This window comes from Brevibacillus sp. RS1.1 (genome assembly GCF_013284365.1).
GTDB classification, from domain to species: Bacteria; Bacillota; Bacilli; order Brevibacillales; family Brevibacillaceae; genus Brevibacillus; species Brevibacillus brevis_D.
The window spans coordinates 310424-326559 of sequence record NZ_JABSVA010000001.1 but is presented as its reverse complement, the minus strand read 5'-3'; the positions used below and the strand labels follow the sequence as shown (position 1 = coordinate 326559).

17 protein-coding genes are annotated in these 16136 nt (G+C 48.9%); 15 read left to right on the top strand and 2 right to left on the bottom strand.

The features are described from left to right. Positions 1-4: 4 nt before the first annotated feature. Positions 5-487 carry a hypothetical protein gene (locus HP570_RS01355; protein WP_309139172.1) on the bottom strand — a complete coding sequence of 161 codons (483 nt, stop codon included), beginning with the start codon at positions 485-487 and terminating at the stop codon, positions 5-7. Between the two features lie 216 nt (positions 488-703). On the opposite strand from HP570_RS01355, the gene HP570_RS01350 reads away from it, so the two are divergent. From HP570_RS01350 to HP570_RS01330, 5 genes are all read left to right on the top strand, one after another. Next, positions 704-2050, top strand: coding sequence for an NAD(P)-dependent oxidoreductase (locus HP570_RS01350; RefSeq protein WP_173624680.1), 1347 nt, complete (start codon positions 704-706; stop codon positions 2048-2050). 15 nt (positions 2051-2065) lie between these two features. Further along, positions 2066-3343, top strand: a complete 1278-nt coding sequence (gene preA / locus HP570_RS01345) for an NAD-dependent dihydropyrimidine dehydrogenase subunit PreA (RefSeq protein WP_142496740.1) — start codon at positions 2066-2068, stop codon at positions 3341-3343. An 89-nt stretch (positions 3344-3432) separates the two neighbouring features. Continuing rightward, entirely contained in the window at positions 3433-4818 is a 1386-nt protein-coding gene (hydA, locus tag HP570_RS01340; protein ID WP_173624679.1) for a dihydropyrimidinase, read from the top strand. 33 nt (positions 4819-4851) lie between these two features. Next, the gene (locus HP570_RS01335) at positions 4852-5742 is read left to right on the top strand and encodes a nitrilase-related carbon-nitrogen hydrolase (RefSeq protein ID WP_173624678.1); all 891 of its coding nucleotides are present in this window, start codon (positions 4852-4854) and stop codon (positions 5740-5742) included. 89 nt (positions 5743-5831) lie between these two features. Further along, positions 5832-6356: a hypothetical protein gene (locus HP570_RS01330; RefSeq protein WP_173624677.1), complete on the top strand. Its 525-nt coding sequence runs from the start codon at positions 5832-5834 to the stop codon at positions 6354-6356. 70 nt (positions 6357-6426) lie between these two features. Here the strand turns inward: HP570_RS01330 and HP570_RS01325 are convergent, their stop codons facing one another. After that, positions 6427-7917 (bottom strand): NCS1 family nucleobase:cation symporter-1, encoded by a 1491-nt coding sequence (locus tag HP570_RS01325; RefSeq protein WP_173624676.1) that lies wholly within the window; start codon positions 7915-7917, stop codon positions 6427-6429. A 223-nt stretch (positions 7918-8140) separates the two neighbouring features. Between HP570_RS01325 and HP570_RS01320 the strand changes: the two genes are divergently transcribed. From HP570_RS01320 to HP570_RS01280, 10 genes are all read left to right on the top strand, one after another. Next, entirely contained in the window at positions 8141-9751 is a 1611-nt protein-coding gene (locus HP570_RS01320) for an ATP-binding protein (protein ID WP_173624675.1), read from the top strand. Positions 9752-9783: 32 nt separating this feature from the next. Continuing rightward, positions 9784-10467: a response regulator gene (locus tag HP570_RS01315; RefSeq protein ID WP_064199696.1), complete on the top strand. Its 684-nt coding sequence runs from the start codon at positions 9784-9786 to the stop codon at positions 10465-10467. Between the two features lie 117 nt (positions 10468-10584). Next, a complete protein-coding gene (locus HP570_RS01310) occupies positions 10585-11625 on the top strand; it encodes a tripartite tricarboxylate transporter substrate binding protein (RefSeq protein ID WP_173625119.1) in 1041 nt (346 codons plus the stop codon). Positions 11626-11672: 47 nt separating this feature from the next. Then, on the top strand, positions 11673-12140 hold the full coding sequence (locus HP570_RS01305) for a tripartite tricarboxylate transporter TctB family protein (protein WP_173624674.1): 468 nt from the start codon (positions 11673-11675) through the stop codon (positions 12138-12140). Between the two features lie 17 nt (positions 12141-12157). Next, positions 12158-13684: a tripartite tricarboxylate transporter permease gene (locus HP570_RS01300; protein WP_015891519.1), complete on the top strand. Its 1527-nt coding sequence runs from the start codon at positions 12158-12160 to the stop codon at positions 13682-13684. 109 nt (positions 13685-13793) lie between these two features. After that, entirely contained in the window at positions 13794-14384 is a 591-nt protein-coding gene (locus HP570_RS01295; RefSeq protein WP_173624673.1) for a GNAT family N-acetyltransferase, read from the top strand. 94 nt (positions 14385-14478) lie between these two features. After that, positions 14479-14895 (top strand): DUF3054 domain-containing protein, encoded by a 417-nt coding sequence (locus HP570_RS01290; RefSeq protein ID WP_173624672.1) that lies wholly within the window; start codon positions 14479-14481, stop codon positions 14893-14895. 55 nt (positions 14896-14950) lie between these two features. After that, complete coding sequence (locus HP570_RS29745; protein ID WP_255413062.1) at positions 14951-15082, top strand: hypothetical protein; 132 nt, start codon at positions 14951-14953, stop codon at positions 15080-15082. 83 nt (positions 15083-15165) lie between these two features. Next, complete coding sequence (locus HP570_RS01285) at positions 15166-15528, top strand: hypothetical protein (protein WP_015891515.1); 363 nt, start codon at positions 15166-15168, stop codon at positions 15526-15528. Beyond that, complete coding sequence (locus tag HP570_RS01280) at positions 15512-16135, top strand: thiamine phosphate synthase (protein ID WP_173624671.1); 624 nt, start codon at positions 15512-15514, stop codon at positions 16133-16135. The genes HP570_RS01285 and HP570_RS01280 overlap by 17 nt, the downstream gene beginning before the upstream one ends. Position 16136: the final 1 nt, after the last annotated feature.

Genomic DNA, 16136 nt, shown 5'->3' with positions numbered 1-16136 from the left:
CTCCTTACGGGATGAGCAGTTCTTCTTCTGGTACCGACAACAATACTTCTCCCGTTTTTTCCAATTGGACTTGGTAGGTGAAGTGCTGATCGCTTCGCTCAATGGATGTGACGATTCCCCAGCAGCAATCGCTCTTTCTTGTGAGTTGGACACGATCCAAAACCTCGTAGCTCGGGCGAAGATACCCTTTTTTATATAAATAAGTGAGTACGGATTCTCGAGGAAAAAGAAATCGTTTGTTTCCTTGTTTACTGACCAACAGGGGGAAGGACTCCCGTTCGTCGATACAATCTCCTAAATAGCCTTGATCTGCCCAGCGTTTGACGGTAGCCATACTACCAGCACGACCGGCTTTTGACTCCAGGATGTCGAGTATTTCGCGCGAAGAGAGAAACGCTTTGCGCTTTTCGAGTTGCGTCAGGTAGTTTTTGCGCTCGTCTTCCAATTGGCTGAGAATCGCATGTGCTTCCGCGATTTTTTGTTTCACTATCCTGATCTCCAGGTCGTAATCCTTCATACGGAATGGCCCTTTCTACCTTGTTTGTTTTTATCCTATTCAAACATGAAATCATTCATGTCAATTCAAGCAGATTGATTTCGTTTCCTCACTAGGCAAATACGAAATGTAACAATCATAAAAAAGCGAATTCGCACATTGATTAATAGCAAGCATGTTTAGATCTGGTGAGGAGGTTGTGGACCGATGAGCATTCCCAATGAGCTGGCGAAAAATTTCTCGGAAGTCGTGCCTGCCCTAAAACCGATGGAAGCCATCCATGAAGCGAATCGTTGCTTGTATTGCTACGACGCACCCTGTATTAAGGCTTGTCCCACGTCGATCGACATCCCTTCCTTTATCAAAAAAATTGCGACCGGGAATTTGTTCGGATCAGCCCGGACGATCATGGAATCGAATCCCGTTGGGGCGAGTTGCGCGCGCGTATGTCCAACCGAGGAGCTGTGTGAGGGTGCCTGTGTACTCAATTCAGCCTCCAAGCCCATCATGATCGGCCTGCTCCAGCGTCACGCGACAGACTGGGCAATCCAAAATCAGGCAACGCTTTTTTCAAAAGGCGAAGCAAATGGAAAACGGGTAGCCATCGTCGGAGCGGGCCCTGCGGGATTATCAGCAGCGCGAGAGCTTGCGCGTCTCGGCTACGCTGTTACGGTATTTGAAGCAAAGGAAAAAGCGGGGGGATTGAACACGTACGGCATCGTGTCGTTCCGTCTGCCACAGGAAATTTCGCTATGGGAAGTAGAGCAAGTAGAGGCATTGGGGGTAGAGATACGTACCCATACACGAATCGGCGAGGATGTGTCGACAGATGAGCTACTTGACCAGTATGACTCCATCCTGTTGGCAGTCGGTATGGGCAATGTCCCTCAGCTGAATATCCCGGGAGAAGAACTGGAAGGTGTTCTCGATGCCATCGCACTTGTGGAGGAGACCAAGACCAAGCCACTATCAGACGAGATGCTAGGCAAAAAAGTCGTGATCATCGGTGCGGGGAATACGGCAATTGACGCTGCCACCTGTTCGAAACGGCTGGGTGCAGACAATGTCCAGATTCTGTACCGGCGGACCGTTCAGGAGATGTCCTGTTATCAGTTTGAGTACGAATTCGCCAAGCAGGATGGCGTAGAATTCCGCTGGCTCGTTGCCCCAACGCGTGTGCTCGAGGAAAATGGCCGAGTAAAAGGATTAGAACTGGTGCGCATGGAGCTGGGTGAGCCAGATGAGAAAGGAAGAAAGCGTCCAGTAGAAATTCCAGGCAGTCATTTTGTCATCGAAGTCGATTATGTCGTCAAAGCGATCGGACAAAACAGACATCTGTCTTTACTAGAAGCATTTGGGCTCCAACATCGCAATGGGATTGTCAAGGTCGAGGAAGGCACCTATCGAACCTCCCATGTCAAAGTTTACGCAGCAGGCGATGTCATTTTTGGTGGAGGCAAAACAGATGCGATGGTCGTTGATGCAGCCAATCATGGGAAACGAGCGGCTCATGCCATCCACCAATCGCTCAGTGATCGAGAACAGCCAGTATAAAGGAGGAGACCTATCATGGCAGATCTCAGCATTAATCTGGCAGGAATCCAATCCCCGAATCCATTCTGGTTGGCTTCTGCGCCGCCGACTAATTCAGGCTACCAAGTACAGCGTGCCTTTGAAGCGGGTTGGGGTGGCGCGGTCTGGAAGACACTCGGAGAGCCGATCATCAACGTCACCTCTCGCTTTGCCGGTCTGAACTTCGGGGGTCAGCGCGTCTTTGGTTTCAACAACATTGAACTAATTACGGACAAACCGCTCGAGGTCAATTTGAAGGAAATGGATGAAACGAAGCGGCGTTTTCCGAAGCACACGTTGATTGCGTCGTTAATGGTTGAACATAAACGGGAAGCATGGCACGAGATTGTCAAAAAGGTCGAGGCAATCGGCGTAGACGGTCTGGAATTGAATTTTGGCTGTCCGCACGGCATGGCAGAACGCGGGATGGGCTCTGCGGTTGGTCAGCATCCAGATTTAATCCGGCAACAGGTCGAATGGGTAAAAGAAGTCGCCCAAACCCCTGTCATCGTCAAGCTCACCCCAAACATTACGGACATTCGCTTTACTGCACGAGCCGCAAGCCAGGGAGGGGCAGATGCCATCAGCATGATCAACACGATTAACAGCTTGATGGGGGTTGACCTCGACAAATGGCTGCCGATCCCACACGTGGATGGAAAAGGGGCACACGGCGGCTATTGTGGACCAGCAGTCAAACCAATCGCTCTGAACATGGTCGCAGAATGTGCACGCGATCCCAAGGTTGGTATTCCGATCTCTGGTATTGGAGGAATCTCTGATTGGCGCGATACCGTTGAATTTCTGCTGATGGGTGCAACAGGTGTTCAAGTATGTACAGCTGCCATGCATCATGGATTCCGGATCGTCGAAGACATGATTGATGGGCTAAACCATTATCTGGATCAGCGCGGAATTGCCTCCGTGATGGACATTGTCGGAAAAGCCGTGCATACGTACTCGGATTGGGGCCACTTGAATCTTAATTACAAGGTAGTGGCACGCATCCATGAAGAGACCTGTATCAATTGCAACAAGTGTCATATCGCTTGTGAGGACACCTCGCATCAATGCATTGACATTGTTCCTGATGCAGTAACAGGCAAAGAGCGCTTGGTCGTACGAGAAGAAGATTGTGTGGGCTGTAATTTGTGCTCTATCGTTTGTCCAGTGGAAGGAACGATCGAGATGGTCGAGATCCCGAGCGACAAAGCCCCTCTCAGCTGGAATCAGCGGCAGGCTGCGTTGGCTGCGGGAGGTAGCTGCGAGCTGTAAAGCAATCATGTTTTCGACGTGGGATGCATAGCGTGTACAAGGGAAAGCATGTCTACTTAGTGACGGGTTGAAGGGGAGATGATCATCGGATGAAAAAATGGATTCGAAATGGCACAGTCGTGACAGCATCAGACACGTATCGGGCGGACATTTTGATCGAAGGGGAAAAGGTAGTCGCAATCGGCTCCAATCTGGATGGGAAAGAAGCCGAAATGATCGATGCTACCGGGTACTACGTTTTCCCAGGAGGGATTGACCCACATACCCATCTCGATATGCCTTTTGGCGGAACGGTTACTTCCGATAACTTTTATACAGGCACGAAGGCAGCAGCCTTTGGCGGTACGACGAGCATCATCGATTTTTGCCTGACAAATAAAGGGGAGCCATTGCATTCATCGATTTCAACCTGGCACGAAAAAGCAAGAGGGAAAGCGGTCATTGACTACGGCTTTCACCTGATGGTTTCAGATGCGAACGATCAAGTGCTCGAGGAATTAGGAGCAGTCGTACGAAATGAAGGGATTACTTCGCTCAAAGTATTCATGGCCTATAAAAATGTACTGATGGCCGATGATGAGACGTTATTTAAAACATTGGTTCGCGCTAAGGAACTAGGTGCGCTGGTACAGGTCCATGCAGAAAATGGAGACGTTTTGGATTATTTGATCAAGCAGGCAATTGCAAAAGGGCAGACAGACCCCGTGTACCACGCCTACACCCGCCCTCCTGAAGCGGAAGGAGAAGCGACGGGACGTGCAATCGCATTGACTGCACTGGCAGATGCCCAGCTGTATGTCGTGCATGTATCATGTGCAGAGGCAGTGCGCCGGATCGCAGAGGCTCGGGAAAAAGGATGGAATGTGTACGGGGAGACATGCCCGCAATATTTGGTACTCGACATTACGGATCTACAGAAGCCGGGCTTTGAAGGGGCGAAGTACGTCTGGTCCCCCCCACTCCGGGAAAAGTGGAATCAGGACGTCTTGTGGAACGCGTTGAAAAACGGCATCTTGCAAACGGTTGGTTCCGATCATTGCTCCTTTAATTTCTCCGGACAAAAAGAACTGGGGCTGGGGGATTTCACAAAAATCCCGAATGGTGGACCAATCATTGAGGACCGCATGCGCCTCCTCTTCTCGGAAGGCGTAGCAAAGGACAAGATCAGTCTCAATCAGTTCGTCGATATGACCTCTACAAAAGTAGCCAAACTGTTCGGGATGTTCCCGCAAAAAGGAACGATTGCGGTAGGTTCGGACGCGGATATTGTATTGTTTGATCCAACGGTTACGCGCACGATCTCTGTTGAAACGCACCATATGAATGTCGACTACAATCCATTTGAAGGGATGGTGGTGAACGGCGATATCATTTCTGTGCTCTCGCGCGGCTCATTTGTCATTCGCGATCAGCAATTCGTCGGTCAAGCCGGGACTGGACGCTTTGTAAAACGATCGACCTTTGCAAGACCGTAATAAGGGAGAGCGTAAAATGCGAGGAGGGCGCTTATGGCAGATATCATTCGCATCGGCTTGATTCAGGCAAAAAACGATGTCCACGGAGACGAACCGGTTCATTTGCACAAAGAAAAAGCCATCGAGAAGCATGAGAGGATGGTGCGAGAGGCGGCAGCCAAAGGAGCACAAATCATCTGTCTGCAAGAAATCTTCTATGGCCCCTATTTTTGTGCCGAACAGCAACCGAAATGGTATGAGTCAGCGGAAGAAGTCCCAAATGGACCAACCGTACAACATTTCTCTTCCCTTGCCCGTGAATTAGGAACCGTACTCATTTTACCTGTGTATGAACGCGTAGGGATCGGAACGTATTACAATACTGCCGCTGTGATTGATGCGGATGGCACGTATTTGGGCAAATATCGCAAGCAGCATATTCCGCATGTCGGAGTGGGAAGCAGCGGCTGCGGATTCTGGGAGAAATATTACTTTAAGCCCGGCAATCTCGGGTATCCCGTTTTTGAAACCGCTTTTGCCAAGGTTGGGGTGTATATATGCTATGACCGACATTTTCCAGAAGGCGCGCGATTGCTTGGCTTGAACGGAGCGGAGATTGTATTTAATCCGTCTGCAACGGTAGCGGGCTTATCCGAATACTTGTGGAAGCTCGAGCAGCCTGCTCATGCTGTAGCCAATGGTTACTATGTGGCAGCGATCAATCGGGTAGGGACAGAAGCGCCGTGGAACATGGGAGAGTTTTACGGACAATCGTACTTGGTCGATCCGCGCGGACAATTTGTCGCCATGGGGAGCCGGGATCAGGATGAGGTCATTCTCGCTGAAATGGACCGCAACAAAATTCATGAGGTGCGAGATACGTGGCAATTTTATCGGGATCGCAGACCGGAGACCTACGAAGATATGGTAAAACTATTACCTTAAGAAAAGAGTGAGGGAGGTGCCGGTTACGCGCCTTCCTCCTTTTCACATCATTGGAAGGATTCCATCAGAGTCAAAAGGAGCGTTCAGGGATGAGGCAGATTGTATATCGAGGGGTCGAATACGGTGAGGGACTTCGTGTCGTGAAAGCGCAAAAGTATGAGAGAGCAGAAAGGCGTCATTTTACAAACGGTGCGAGTGCAAAGGCAGTGTTTGGCGCTGGTGTTTACTTGGTGAGCAATCCGGAAATCGCCGCACAGTATGCGATTTGTCATGCAGAAACCAATGGGGAGAAGGCAGTGGTGCTGAGTCAGCAGCTTCATTTGCAGGGTCTCGTTTGTTTGGACGAGCGCTATGGGGAAAATGAACTGCGCATCGATGCATTGCGTGCTGCTTTTTCAGAAGAGGAACTCGAACAAAGACAAAACGGAATGGGCTATGAAGAGTGGCTGCAATGGACAGGGGACAAGGTGCGTGCGTATTTGATTGCCTGTGGATACCGGGGGATTCGGTATCGAATCAGCCCGGAGCTAACGTATTATATTTGCTATGAGCCTGACATTCAAATCGAAGAGATTGCGATACTATCTGTGCTCGATGTCAGTCCATTTAAATGATAGAGGAAGTGAGCAAACGAAAGACTGGCAAACCCAACGGGGCAGCCAGTCTTTTTTGGTAGCTTGCTATTTAAGAAGCAATCGTTTGTTTGTTGTTTGCCGTGATTTTCTCATAATCGTTGGCACTCAAGATCGAACCATCATTTTTCATCATCCATGTGTAAATCACGAGTGAAATTAGTAGTCCGACAGTCCAAGCATTGTCCCAAATAATGGATAAGCCCGGGATGTATTTACCAATAAAAGGAATCGCAATCCCGATGAGCATCGCCCAGATGGCTCTACCATTAAAACCCGTTTTGTAGGTGTAGATTCCATTTGTTTTGTACAACTCTGTTAAATGAATACGCCGCTTGCGCACAAGCCAATAGTCGGCGATGGCTATTCCGTCAATCGGGCCTAACAAGGCTCCATATGTGCCGAGCCATAAAAAGATGTAGTTGCCGAAGTTCTCTAAGATGTACCAAGGCTGCATCAAGAGCGACACGACCCCGGCGATGAGGGCGCCGGCTTCATAGGAGAGACGGCGAGGGGCCAGATTCTCCACTGCCCGGGCGGGAGCAACGATATTGGCCGCTACGTTGGTCGTCAATGTGGCAAGAATAATTCCAATCGTTCCGAGGAAAATGGCGAAAGGCGAGAATTTAGCCAACACGGCAGCAGGGTCCCACAACGCTTCTCCGTAAATAACGACAGTAGCAGAAGCGACTGCAACTCCAATGAATGAGAAGAAACCCATCGTGGTCGGTAACGAAGAGGATTGTCCAATGACTTGGGCTTTTTGACTTTTGGCATACCGACAGAAATCCGGAATGTTGAGGGCCATCGTTGCCCAAAAAGCAATGGCTCCCGTCAATGCTGGGAAGAAAACCTTCAGAAATTCAGCAGTGGTAGTGAATTTCGAAGGTGCAGAGAGCATCGGTCCCCATCCGCCTGCTTTCGTTAGCGCCCAGACGAGAAGAGCCAAACTCATAATGATCAGGATGGGAGCAGCCCAAGCCTCCATTTTTTTGATCGCTTCGGGACCGCGATAAGCGACCCATACGTTTAACAGCCAAAAGCCAAAGAAGGATATCCAGAGATGTCCGGGAACATTTGCCCAGCCTGTCATCGACATGAGGAGAGTATCGATGGCAGCACCTCCGAACCAACAGTTGATGCCAAACCAGCCTGCACCAATCAAACCGCGAGCGACAGCAGGGATGTGCGCTCCTTTGGAGCCAAACCAGAGGCGCGCAAAAACTGGATACGGAATGCCAAATTTCGTCCCGGCATGAGAGTTAAGGAGAATGGGAATAAGGACAATACAATTACCGAGAATGATCGTCAAAATGGCCTGCCACCAGTTCATACCCAAGGAAATTAACCCTGCCGCCATTGCATACGTCGGCAAACAGATCGACATACCAATCCACAAGCTGGCGAAGTTGTAAGATGTCCAGGTGTGCTCTGCTGTCCTCGTCGGTCGAAGACCTTCATTATAAAGCGGACTGTTCTTGATTGCCTCTTCGCCTTCCTTCGTCAGGGTAACAATTCCATTTGATACCGTTTGCGTCTTCACTTCTTTCCCTCCTTTGCTTTTCAAGATGTCTCGTATTCGGACAAGCTCCCCAGTTTGTCTTGAATACAAGTTGTAACATTATATTGGGGGAAAGAAGGCCTAATACCTGAATTTTCGTCGTAAAAAGATAGCCTGCAACGACAAGCTTCGCCATTGACAATGGGAATGATTCTACCTTTTTACCTAATGAGGGTGGTAAGATGAAGCAAGGGGTGAGCAAGCTGTGACGACAAGAAAAATCCATATGTCTTTGCAAACCAGAATGATCTTATTAATTACTATCGTTATTATTCTGATTGTTTCGTCAATTGGAATGGTGTTTTCTTCCCTTGTTGCGTCTTCGATCGAAGAGCAGGTGGGCAAAAAAGCATTAAGTGTGGCGAAGATCGTTGCCAGCGATCCTGAGTTGCGTAGTGCTTTTTCAAGCAATGATCCTCCTGCGCTCATTCAACCTATCGCTGAAAACGTCCGTGTTCAAACCGGAGCAGAGTTTGTGGTCGTGGGAAACCATGAGGGAATTCGGTATGCGCATCCGATTGCGGATCGGATTGGAAAGGAAATGGTGGGAGGAGATAACGAGCCTGGACTCTCGCATGGTCAATCTTACATATCGAAGGCGGTTGGCAGCATGGGACCATCATTGCGAGGGAAGGTGCCGATCAAAAATGAGGAAGGGGACATTATCGGAATCGTTTCCGTGGGGTTCCTGCTAGAGGATATCGAGGAGGCCATTGACCTCTACCAAGACCGTATATTGATTCTGACTCTTCTCGCTTTGTTGTGCGGTGTTGCTGGTGCCATTGCACTCAGTCGCTATTTAAAGCGCTTAATTTTGGGATTGGAGCCGGAGGAGATCGCATCGTTGTACGTAGAGAGAAATGCTGTACTGGAGTCAGTCCGCGAAGGCATCGTGGCGATTGACCGCAATAAACGCATTACGATGATGAACAAGGCTGCCATTCGTATTTTGAACCTACCGGAAGAAGAGTTTCATCGCAAAGAAATAGTGGAAGTGCTACCAGACAGTCGTATGCCAGAAGTTCTGGAATCAGGCGAGCATCAATTCGATCGCGAAACGATCATGAGCGGAAAAGAAATCATTGTGAATCGACTTCCGATCAAGTTCGGGGGGAAGGTCGTAGGAGTAGTCAGCAGCTTTCGACCCAAATCGGAAATTGACCAGTTAGCTTCTGAATTGTCCCAAGCGAGGCGTTATGCGGACGTACTTCGCGCCCAAACACATGAATTTCACAATTTGTTGTATACCATTTCCGGCTTGTTGCAGCTTGGTTCGATTCAGGAAGCGGTCGAGCTGATTACGAGTGAAACGTCCGCACAACAAGAGATGATTTTATTTTTGGCGAAGCAAATTCCTGACCCGTTAATAGGCGCGTTGCTGTTAGGCATGCACAATCGAGCCAAGGAGCTGAAAATTCAATTCGTCATCCATCCCGACAGTCACTTGAAGGAGCTCCCGCCGACGATTAACCGACAACAGATCGTGGTTTTATTGGGGACACTGATCCAAAATGCGATGGAAGCTGTCAACGAGCCATGTGTCGAGCACAAACGAGTGGAGTGTTATTTGTCTGACACAGGCGATGAGATCATGTTTGAAATCGAGGACTCAGGACCGGGAGTTGGGGAAGAACTGCGAGAAAAAATATTCGAACACGGCTTCTCAACGAAAAAAGGCGAAGATCGTGGAATTGGTCTGGCCAAGGCGCATGGAATCATTAATGAATGGGATGGCTATATTCTCGTCGGCAAAAGCGAGCTAGGAGGCGCACTTTTCACAGTATCTCTACGCAAAAAAATGGAGGTGGCGTCTTGAGAAAGCTGGAGGTTCTCATCGTTGAGGACGATATGCGGATTATCGATATCAACAAGCGATTTGTCAGCAAGATTGAAGGCTTTGAAGTCATTGCTACAGCAACGAATGGGACGGATGCCAAAGAATTACTGTCTTGTACGCGCCCCCAGCTCGTTTTGTTGGATGTGTACCTGCCTGACATGCTGGGAACGGAGCTGGTCTGGCATATTCGGCAACATTACCGCGAAGTTGACGTGATCATGATCACCGCAGCCAAGGAAATGGAAATGGTACAGGAAGCACTGCGCGGCGGAGTGTATGATTACATCGTCAAGCCGCTGGTTTTCGAGCGTTTTCGTGAACGGTTGGAAAGCTATCGCAAGCATGTCATTCGGACGAGAGAAGCCGTAGAGGTAGACCAGGAAGTCATTGACCAAATGCTGACCAGAAGACTGGTCGCCCCGAAAAATCGGGATGTGCTTGCACCAAAAGGAATTGACCACTTAACGCTTGAAAAGGTGATCGAAGCGATTAGACAGACGGGAGACAAAGGGGTCTCGGCGGAGGAAATTGGCCGCGAGATTGGAACCAGTCGAACAACGGCGCGACGGTATTTAGAATACTTGGTCCTGGAAAAAAAGGCGCGTGCTGACTTGATTTATGGCACCGTTGGCAGACCGGAAAGAAAATATCGCTATCTTCCGTCATGTTCCATGAACAATATGAACAAAAAGTGATTAATTTTCAAAATAGACCTTATGCACGAAAACTATTCCCCTGGCTACCGCGGTGGTACATTATGTCCAAGCGTGATAGCGCTTACAAATAAGCGGGTTAAGGGGGATATTTGCTTGATGAAAAGAAAAAAAGTGCTAATCACTGTGTCCACTTTTCTTACACTAGTTTTGGCTGCTTGTGGTGGAGGTACCGGAAATACGGGAACAGCAACTCCCGGAGCGCAGCCTGCCCCAGAGGCATCCAAATACCCGGAAAAGCCGATCGTGTATGTAGCTCCATCCGGTGCAGGCGGGGGCTGGGATAAGACAGCTCGCTCGGTAGCAAAGGTGTTAGCAGAAAGCAAGCTGGTGACAGAAACCATCACGGTAGAAAACAAGCCAGGCGGCGGGGGAACTGTGTTCTTGGCTGAGTATGTAAGCAAAGACAAAGGCAATCCTTATAAATTATTCGTGAGCTCTCCTCCTATCTTGATTAACCATAACAAAAAAGAGGGGAACAGCCCATTTGGCTACAAAGAGGTCACACCATTGGCGCAAATGACGAAAGATTTCGGTACTCTTGTTGTGAAAGCGGATTCGCCTCATAAGGACATCAAGAGTGTGCTGGATGCGATCAAGGCTGACCCTAGCAAAATTACTCTGGCAGGGGGCTCTGCTCCTGGATCGATGGACCATCTGATCGGCGTATTACCAGCAGCTAAATATGGAATTGATCCGAAAAGCGTCAAATACGTCTCGTATGATGGCGGTGGAGAAGCAATGGCAGCCTTATTGGGCGGGAATGCAGACATCATTGCAACGGATGCTTCCAGCGTGGGTGAATATTTGAAAGCAGGGAAAATTCGCGTGCTGGGCGTTACTTCTGATGAACGTCTCGGCGGGAATTTAAAAGAGATCCCGACGTTAAAAGAGCAAGGCATTGATGCCACGTTCACGATTTGGCGCGGTGTCTTCGGTCCGGCTGATATGCCAGCAGACGCCAAAGCTTACTGGGATGCCAAGCTGAAAGAGCTTTCCAAGCATGAGGCATGGGCCAAAGAATTGGCGGCAAACGGTTGGGAAAGCGAGTACAAGGACGCTGCTGCTTTCTCAGCATTCCTGGACGAACAAGATAAGCAGGTCAAAGAACTGTTGACATCACTGGGAATGTCGAAGTAGGGAGAGGAGGGGCATCCCCTCCTTTTTCCACAACTTAGGAGGTATACATGAACCTGATGTTTGATCGGATCGGTAGCCTGTTCTTTGCGCTTGTAGGTGCACTTTTCATCGCTGAAAGTCAAAATATTTCGTCTAGTGCATATGGAAGTCAGGTCGGGCCGAATATGTTTCCATTTGGACTTGGTGTCATCCTGATCTTGTTGAGCTTGCGACTGTTGTGGGAGACCTATAAGAAAGGCGTGGTTGCTTCCACAACTGTGTCACAAAGTCCACTGCGTTATAAGCGGTTTTTATTCATTTTGGCAGCGACAGTTTTGTATGTTTTGTTGCTGGAGCAACTCGGTTATGTTATCGCGAGCTTCGCATTCCTTCTGTACACCTTCACCATGATGGGCAGTAAAAGCGTACTTAAATCGGCAATCGTTTCCTTACTGTTTTCAGTAGGCGTTTATGTTATCTATGTGCATTTGCTAAAAGGTACGCTTCCAGGACTACCTGTCTGGCTAGGCGTCTAGGGAGGGGATAGATTAGCATGAGTGCCTTGCAATTTTTGGCGGATGGTTTTCTCGTTGCCCTACAGTGGCATAATCTTGTCTTTGCCTTTATTGGCGTCCTGATCGGTACTGCGGTAGGGGTCCTTCCCGGCATCGGTCCGATGAGCGGCGTCGCGTTATTGATGCCCGTTACGGCTTCCTTGACCTCTGGCTTACCTCCTGAGAGTGCGGCGGCTAGCGCACTGATTTTGTTGGCAGGCGTTTACTATGGCGCGATGTACGGTGGTTCCACGACATCCATTTTGTTAAATACGCCGGGTGAATCCTCCTCTGTCGTCACGACATTGGATGGCTATCAAATGGCCAAACAGGGACGTGCTGGCGCAGCGCTGTCGATTGCAGCGATCGGTTCTTTTGTCGCGGGGCTAGTAGCGTTGATAGCGCTTGTGTTTTTAGCTGATCCATTATCCGATCTCGCTTTGAAATTCGGCCCCGCTGAATATTTCTCCCTCATGCTTCTCGGTTTGTGTGCGGTCAGCGGACTGGGGGGTAAGTCGATGACGAAAGCCCTCATTATGACAGTCATGGGACTGTTGCTTGCGACAATTGGGATGGATACCGTTTCGGGTGTGGCGCGATTTACTTACGATATTCCCGATTTGTACCAAGGCTTGGAGTTCCTCACGATAGCAGTTGGTTTGTTTGCCCTTGGAGAAGTGTTCAAGACGATAATCGAAGACGATCAATCCTCAAAGGAAATCATTAAAGTGGGGCGGGTACTGCCTTCCAAGCAGGACTTAAAAGAAAGTGCCGGACCGATTACACGCGGGTCGTTGCTCGGCTTTTTCATTGGTGTTTTGCCTGGTGCTGGCGCTACCCTCGCATCCTTCTTCTCGTATATTTTTGAGAAAAAGCTGAGCAAAGATCCTAGCCGCTTTGGAAAAGGAGCGATCGCAGGTGTAGCAGCACCGGAGTCTGCAAACAATGCTGCTTCTGGCGGTGCGATGATTCCACTGTTGACGTTGGGCATTCCCGGCTCTGGTACCACTGCGATTTTGATGGGTGCCTTATTGATGTATAACGTACAGCCGGGGCCACTATTGTTTAGTGATCATCCACAGATTGCTTGGGGCTTGATTGCTAGTATGTTTATTGGAAATGTCATGTTGCTGGTTTTGAATATGCCTTTGGTAAAAGTGTTTGCCAAAATTATTGAAACACCGTCCCATTTCCTGCTTCCGCTCATTATCGCGATTTCCGTTTTCGGAGTGTACGCTGTGCAAATCAGTACGTTTGACCTGATTTTGCTTGTGATTTGTGGGGTAGCTGGCTATTACCTGACGAAAAACGATTTTCCACTGGCACCGCTTGTCCTCGGCCTTGTTTTGGGACCGATGATCGAAAATAACATGAGAAGAGCGTTGACCACCTCGAATGGCGACTTTTCGATCTTCTTCACGAAGCCGCTTTCCGCTGCTTTTCTGGTTTGTGCGGTTCTGTGGTTGCTGATCCCTCTACTCTTAAAACGCAGAGGGAAGCAGGTCATTATCAGTGAAGAAGCGTAACCTCATCTTTTTTGTCTTGACAGCTTCCTCGCAAGCCCGTATCATTGGAAAAATTTCGAGGGACTGTTCTGCCTGATGATTGAAGCAGAACAGTAGAGGAGAGACAGACATGTTAAACATTGAACCTGTTATCTTGGAAGGCAAACTGGTCCGATTGGAGCCGCTCAGGATGGCTCATGTGGACGGAATCTGGGAAACAGGTGCATACGAAGAGATTTGGCCGCATATGTCCATTACCATTCGAACGAGAGAAGATGCTCAGGCTTTTATCCTGCAGGCTTTAAAAAATGAACAAGCCCAAACTGAATTGCCATTCGTCATCATTCGCCGAGCAGATGAGCAGATCATCGGGAGCACGAGATTCTTAGGGATAGCGAAAAAGGATCGCGGGCTGGAAATCGGGTTTACATGGTTGACCCCATCCGTCTGGAAAACGGGTGTCAATACGGAATGTAAATGGCTGCTTCTGCGTCATTGCTTCGAACAACTGGGGTGTATTCGCGTACAGCTCAAGACAGATTCGCGCAATTTGAATTCGCAACGTGCGATTGCCCGAATCGGTGGCATTCGAGAAGGTGTCCTGCGTAATCATATGGTGATGCCAGATGGATATATTCGCGACTCGGTATACTTCAGCATACTTGATCGTGAATGGCCAGAAGCCAAACAAAAGCTGCAATTGTTGCTGTTTGGTGAATAAAGGCTTGGATTGATTGAAGGGCGTTCAGAGCATGTGTACAATAGGGGTGAACCAAGAGGGTTTACTCTGACAAGACCCGGGAAAGAGGGTATACATGAGACTGCGTTTGTCGACACCGGGCTATTTATTGTTGCTCGGGGATCTGATCGCCTTTGTGCTTTTTGTTTATTACGGAAAAATCATTCATAACTACCCAGTTACGGTCATGGGAATGATCGAAACATTAGCGCCTTTCCTCGTAGGATGGATCATTGCGATTCTGCTTTTCAAGAGCTACGGACAACGAACGTATGAATCTGCGGGCAGACAATTCTTATCAGTACTGCTTACTTGGACAGTAGCGGCACCCATTGGCTTACTGATCCGGTCCTGGTGGACAGATGTACCGACTACGCTTATTTTTGCAGGTGTGACTTATTTCATCACGCTGGCGTTTTTGTTTGGGTGGCGCGTACCGTTCGCCATCGGCTACGCGATCTACAAACGCAAGAGACTACTCGCAACCAGCTAATAAAGTGACCCGAATTGGTTACGCTATCCTATGAACGACGTAGGAGGTGAATCAATTGGGAAAGAACAACAACAGCAAAGACCTCGGGAAAAATCGTGGTAAAACGCTGGATGAAAATGATCGCAACACAAATTTGCGACAATCGAATCATAATGATCGAAATGAAGGAACTGCAAAAGACCGCTGAGCAATCAGCGGTTTTCTTCATTGATACAGGTCATGATGTGATATAATAGATTTTGTTTTTTTCTAGCGAGTGGAGGGAAACGTATGACGGAACCGATGCAGAATGTACAGCCGGTGACCTTGTCGTCACAGGCGTTTTTACTTTTGTGCAGACTATATGATGGCTGCTATGACGAATTAAATCAAAATGAGCAGATTCGCGAACTTGTGGAGTCCATCGGGGATATTTTGTTGGCGGGTGTAGAGACGTTGGAGAAACAAGAAACCAAGCCCAAAAATATTACCTTTCCACTTACCGTGCAACAAGCATTTTTCTTGCGACGTCTCGTGATTGAGTTGTTGGCTCAGTCGCCTACGGACAAAGAAGACCGAACGACACAATGGCTACAGGAATGTGTGACAGCACTCGCTGGAGGCGGTGTCCAACCTAATGTCAAGCACTCGTGAGCTGCATGTGATTACGAGCGGTCGACATTCGCTTGATGACGCAATGCGAATGGCAGAAGCTGCTTATGCAGGTGGTATGAACTTTTTACACATACGGGAAAAACAGCGTACCGCAAAGGAATGCATGGACTGGGTAAAGGCATTGTCGAATGTTATCCCCCTTTCGTCCTTGATCATGAATGATCGGGTGGACGTGGCAGCTGCGTCTGGTTGTGCTGGTGCTCACCTGGCATACCATAGTCTGTCTCCTGCGGAAGCGAGAATGGTACTGAAGACTGGTCAAAAAATAGGGCGTTCTGTCCATTCCGTTGTGGAAGCACAGGAAGCCATTGCTGCAAAAGTCGATTACCTGCTCTACGGGCATATTTTTGCGAGTGGTTCGAAGCCGGGTCTTGCGCCAAGAGGAACAATCGAACTTGCGCAAATAACGGCAAGATGGCATGTGCCGATCATAGGACTCGGTGGTATCACACCAGATCGGACGACGCATGTTTTGGAAGCGGGTTGTGCGGGCATTGCTGTTTTATCGGGGATCACAGATGCAACGGATGCCAAGTCAGCAGCCAGCGCTTATCGAGAGGCATTGGATCGTTGGGAGGGGAAATAAA

What these genes read in the sequence shown, in the direction of transcription:
- HP570_RS01335 (WP_173624678.1), top strand. Translation starts at nt 4,852, where the DNA reads ATGGCAGATATCATTCGCATCGGCTTGATTCAGGCAAAAAACGATGTC.
- HP570_RS01295 (WP_173624673.1), top strand. Translation starts at nt 13,794, where the DNA reads ATGTTAAACATTGAACCTGTTATCTTGGAAGGCAAACTGGTCCGATTG.
- HP570_RS01305 (WP_173624674.1), top strand. Translation starts at nt 11,673, where the DNA reads ATGAACCTGATGTTTGATCGGATCGGTAGCCTGTTCTTTGCGCTTGTA.
- HP570_RS01350 (WP_173624680.1), top strand. Translation starts at nt 704, where the DNA reads ATGAGCATTCCCAATGAGCTGGCGAAAAATTTCTCGGAAGTCGTGCCT.
- HP570_RS01315 (WP_064199696.1), top strand. Translation starts at nt 9,784, where the DNA reads ATGCGGATTATCGATATCAACAAGCGATTTGTCAGCAAGATTGAAGGC.
- HP570_RS01280 (WP_173624671.1), top strand. Translation starts at nt 15,512, where the DNA reads ATGTCAAGCACTCGTGAGCTGCATGTGATTACGAGCGGTCGACATTCG.
- HP570_RS01290 (WP_173624672.1), top strand. Translation starts at nt 14,479, where the DNA reads ATGAGACTGCGTTTGTCGACACCGGGCTATTTATTGTTGCTCGGGGAT.
- hydA (WP_173624679.1), top strand. Translation starts at nt 3,433, where the DNA reads ATGAAAAAATGGATTCGAAATGGCACAGTCGTGACAGCATCAGACACG.
- HP570_RS01300 (WP_015891519.1), top strand. Translation starts at nt 12,158, where the DNA reads ATGAGTGCCTTGCAATTTTTGGCGGATGGTTTTCTCGTTGCCCTACAG.
- HP570_RS01285 (WP_015891515.1), top strand. Translation starts at nt 15,166, where the DNA reads ATGACGGAACCGATGCAGAATGTACAGCCGGTGACCTTGTCGTCACAG.
- preA (WP_142496740.1), top strand. Translation starts at nt 2,066, where the DNA reads ATGGCAGATCTCAGCATTAATCTGGCAGGAATCCAATCCCCGAATCCA.
- HP570_RS01310 (WP_173625119.1), top strand. Translation starts at nt 10,585, where the DNA reads ATGAAAAGAAAAAAAGTGCTAATCACTGTGTCCACTTTTCTTACACTA.
- HP570_RS01330 (WP_173624677.1), top strand. Translation starts at nt 5,832, where the DNA reads ATGAGGCAGATTGTATATCGAGGGGTCGAATACGGTGAGGGACTTCGT.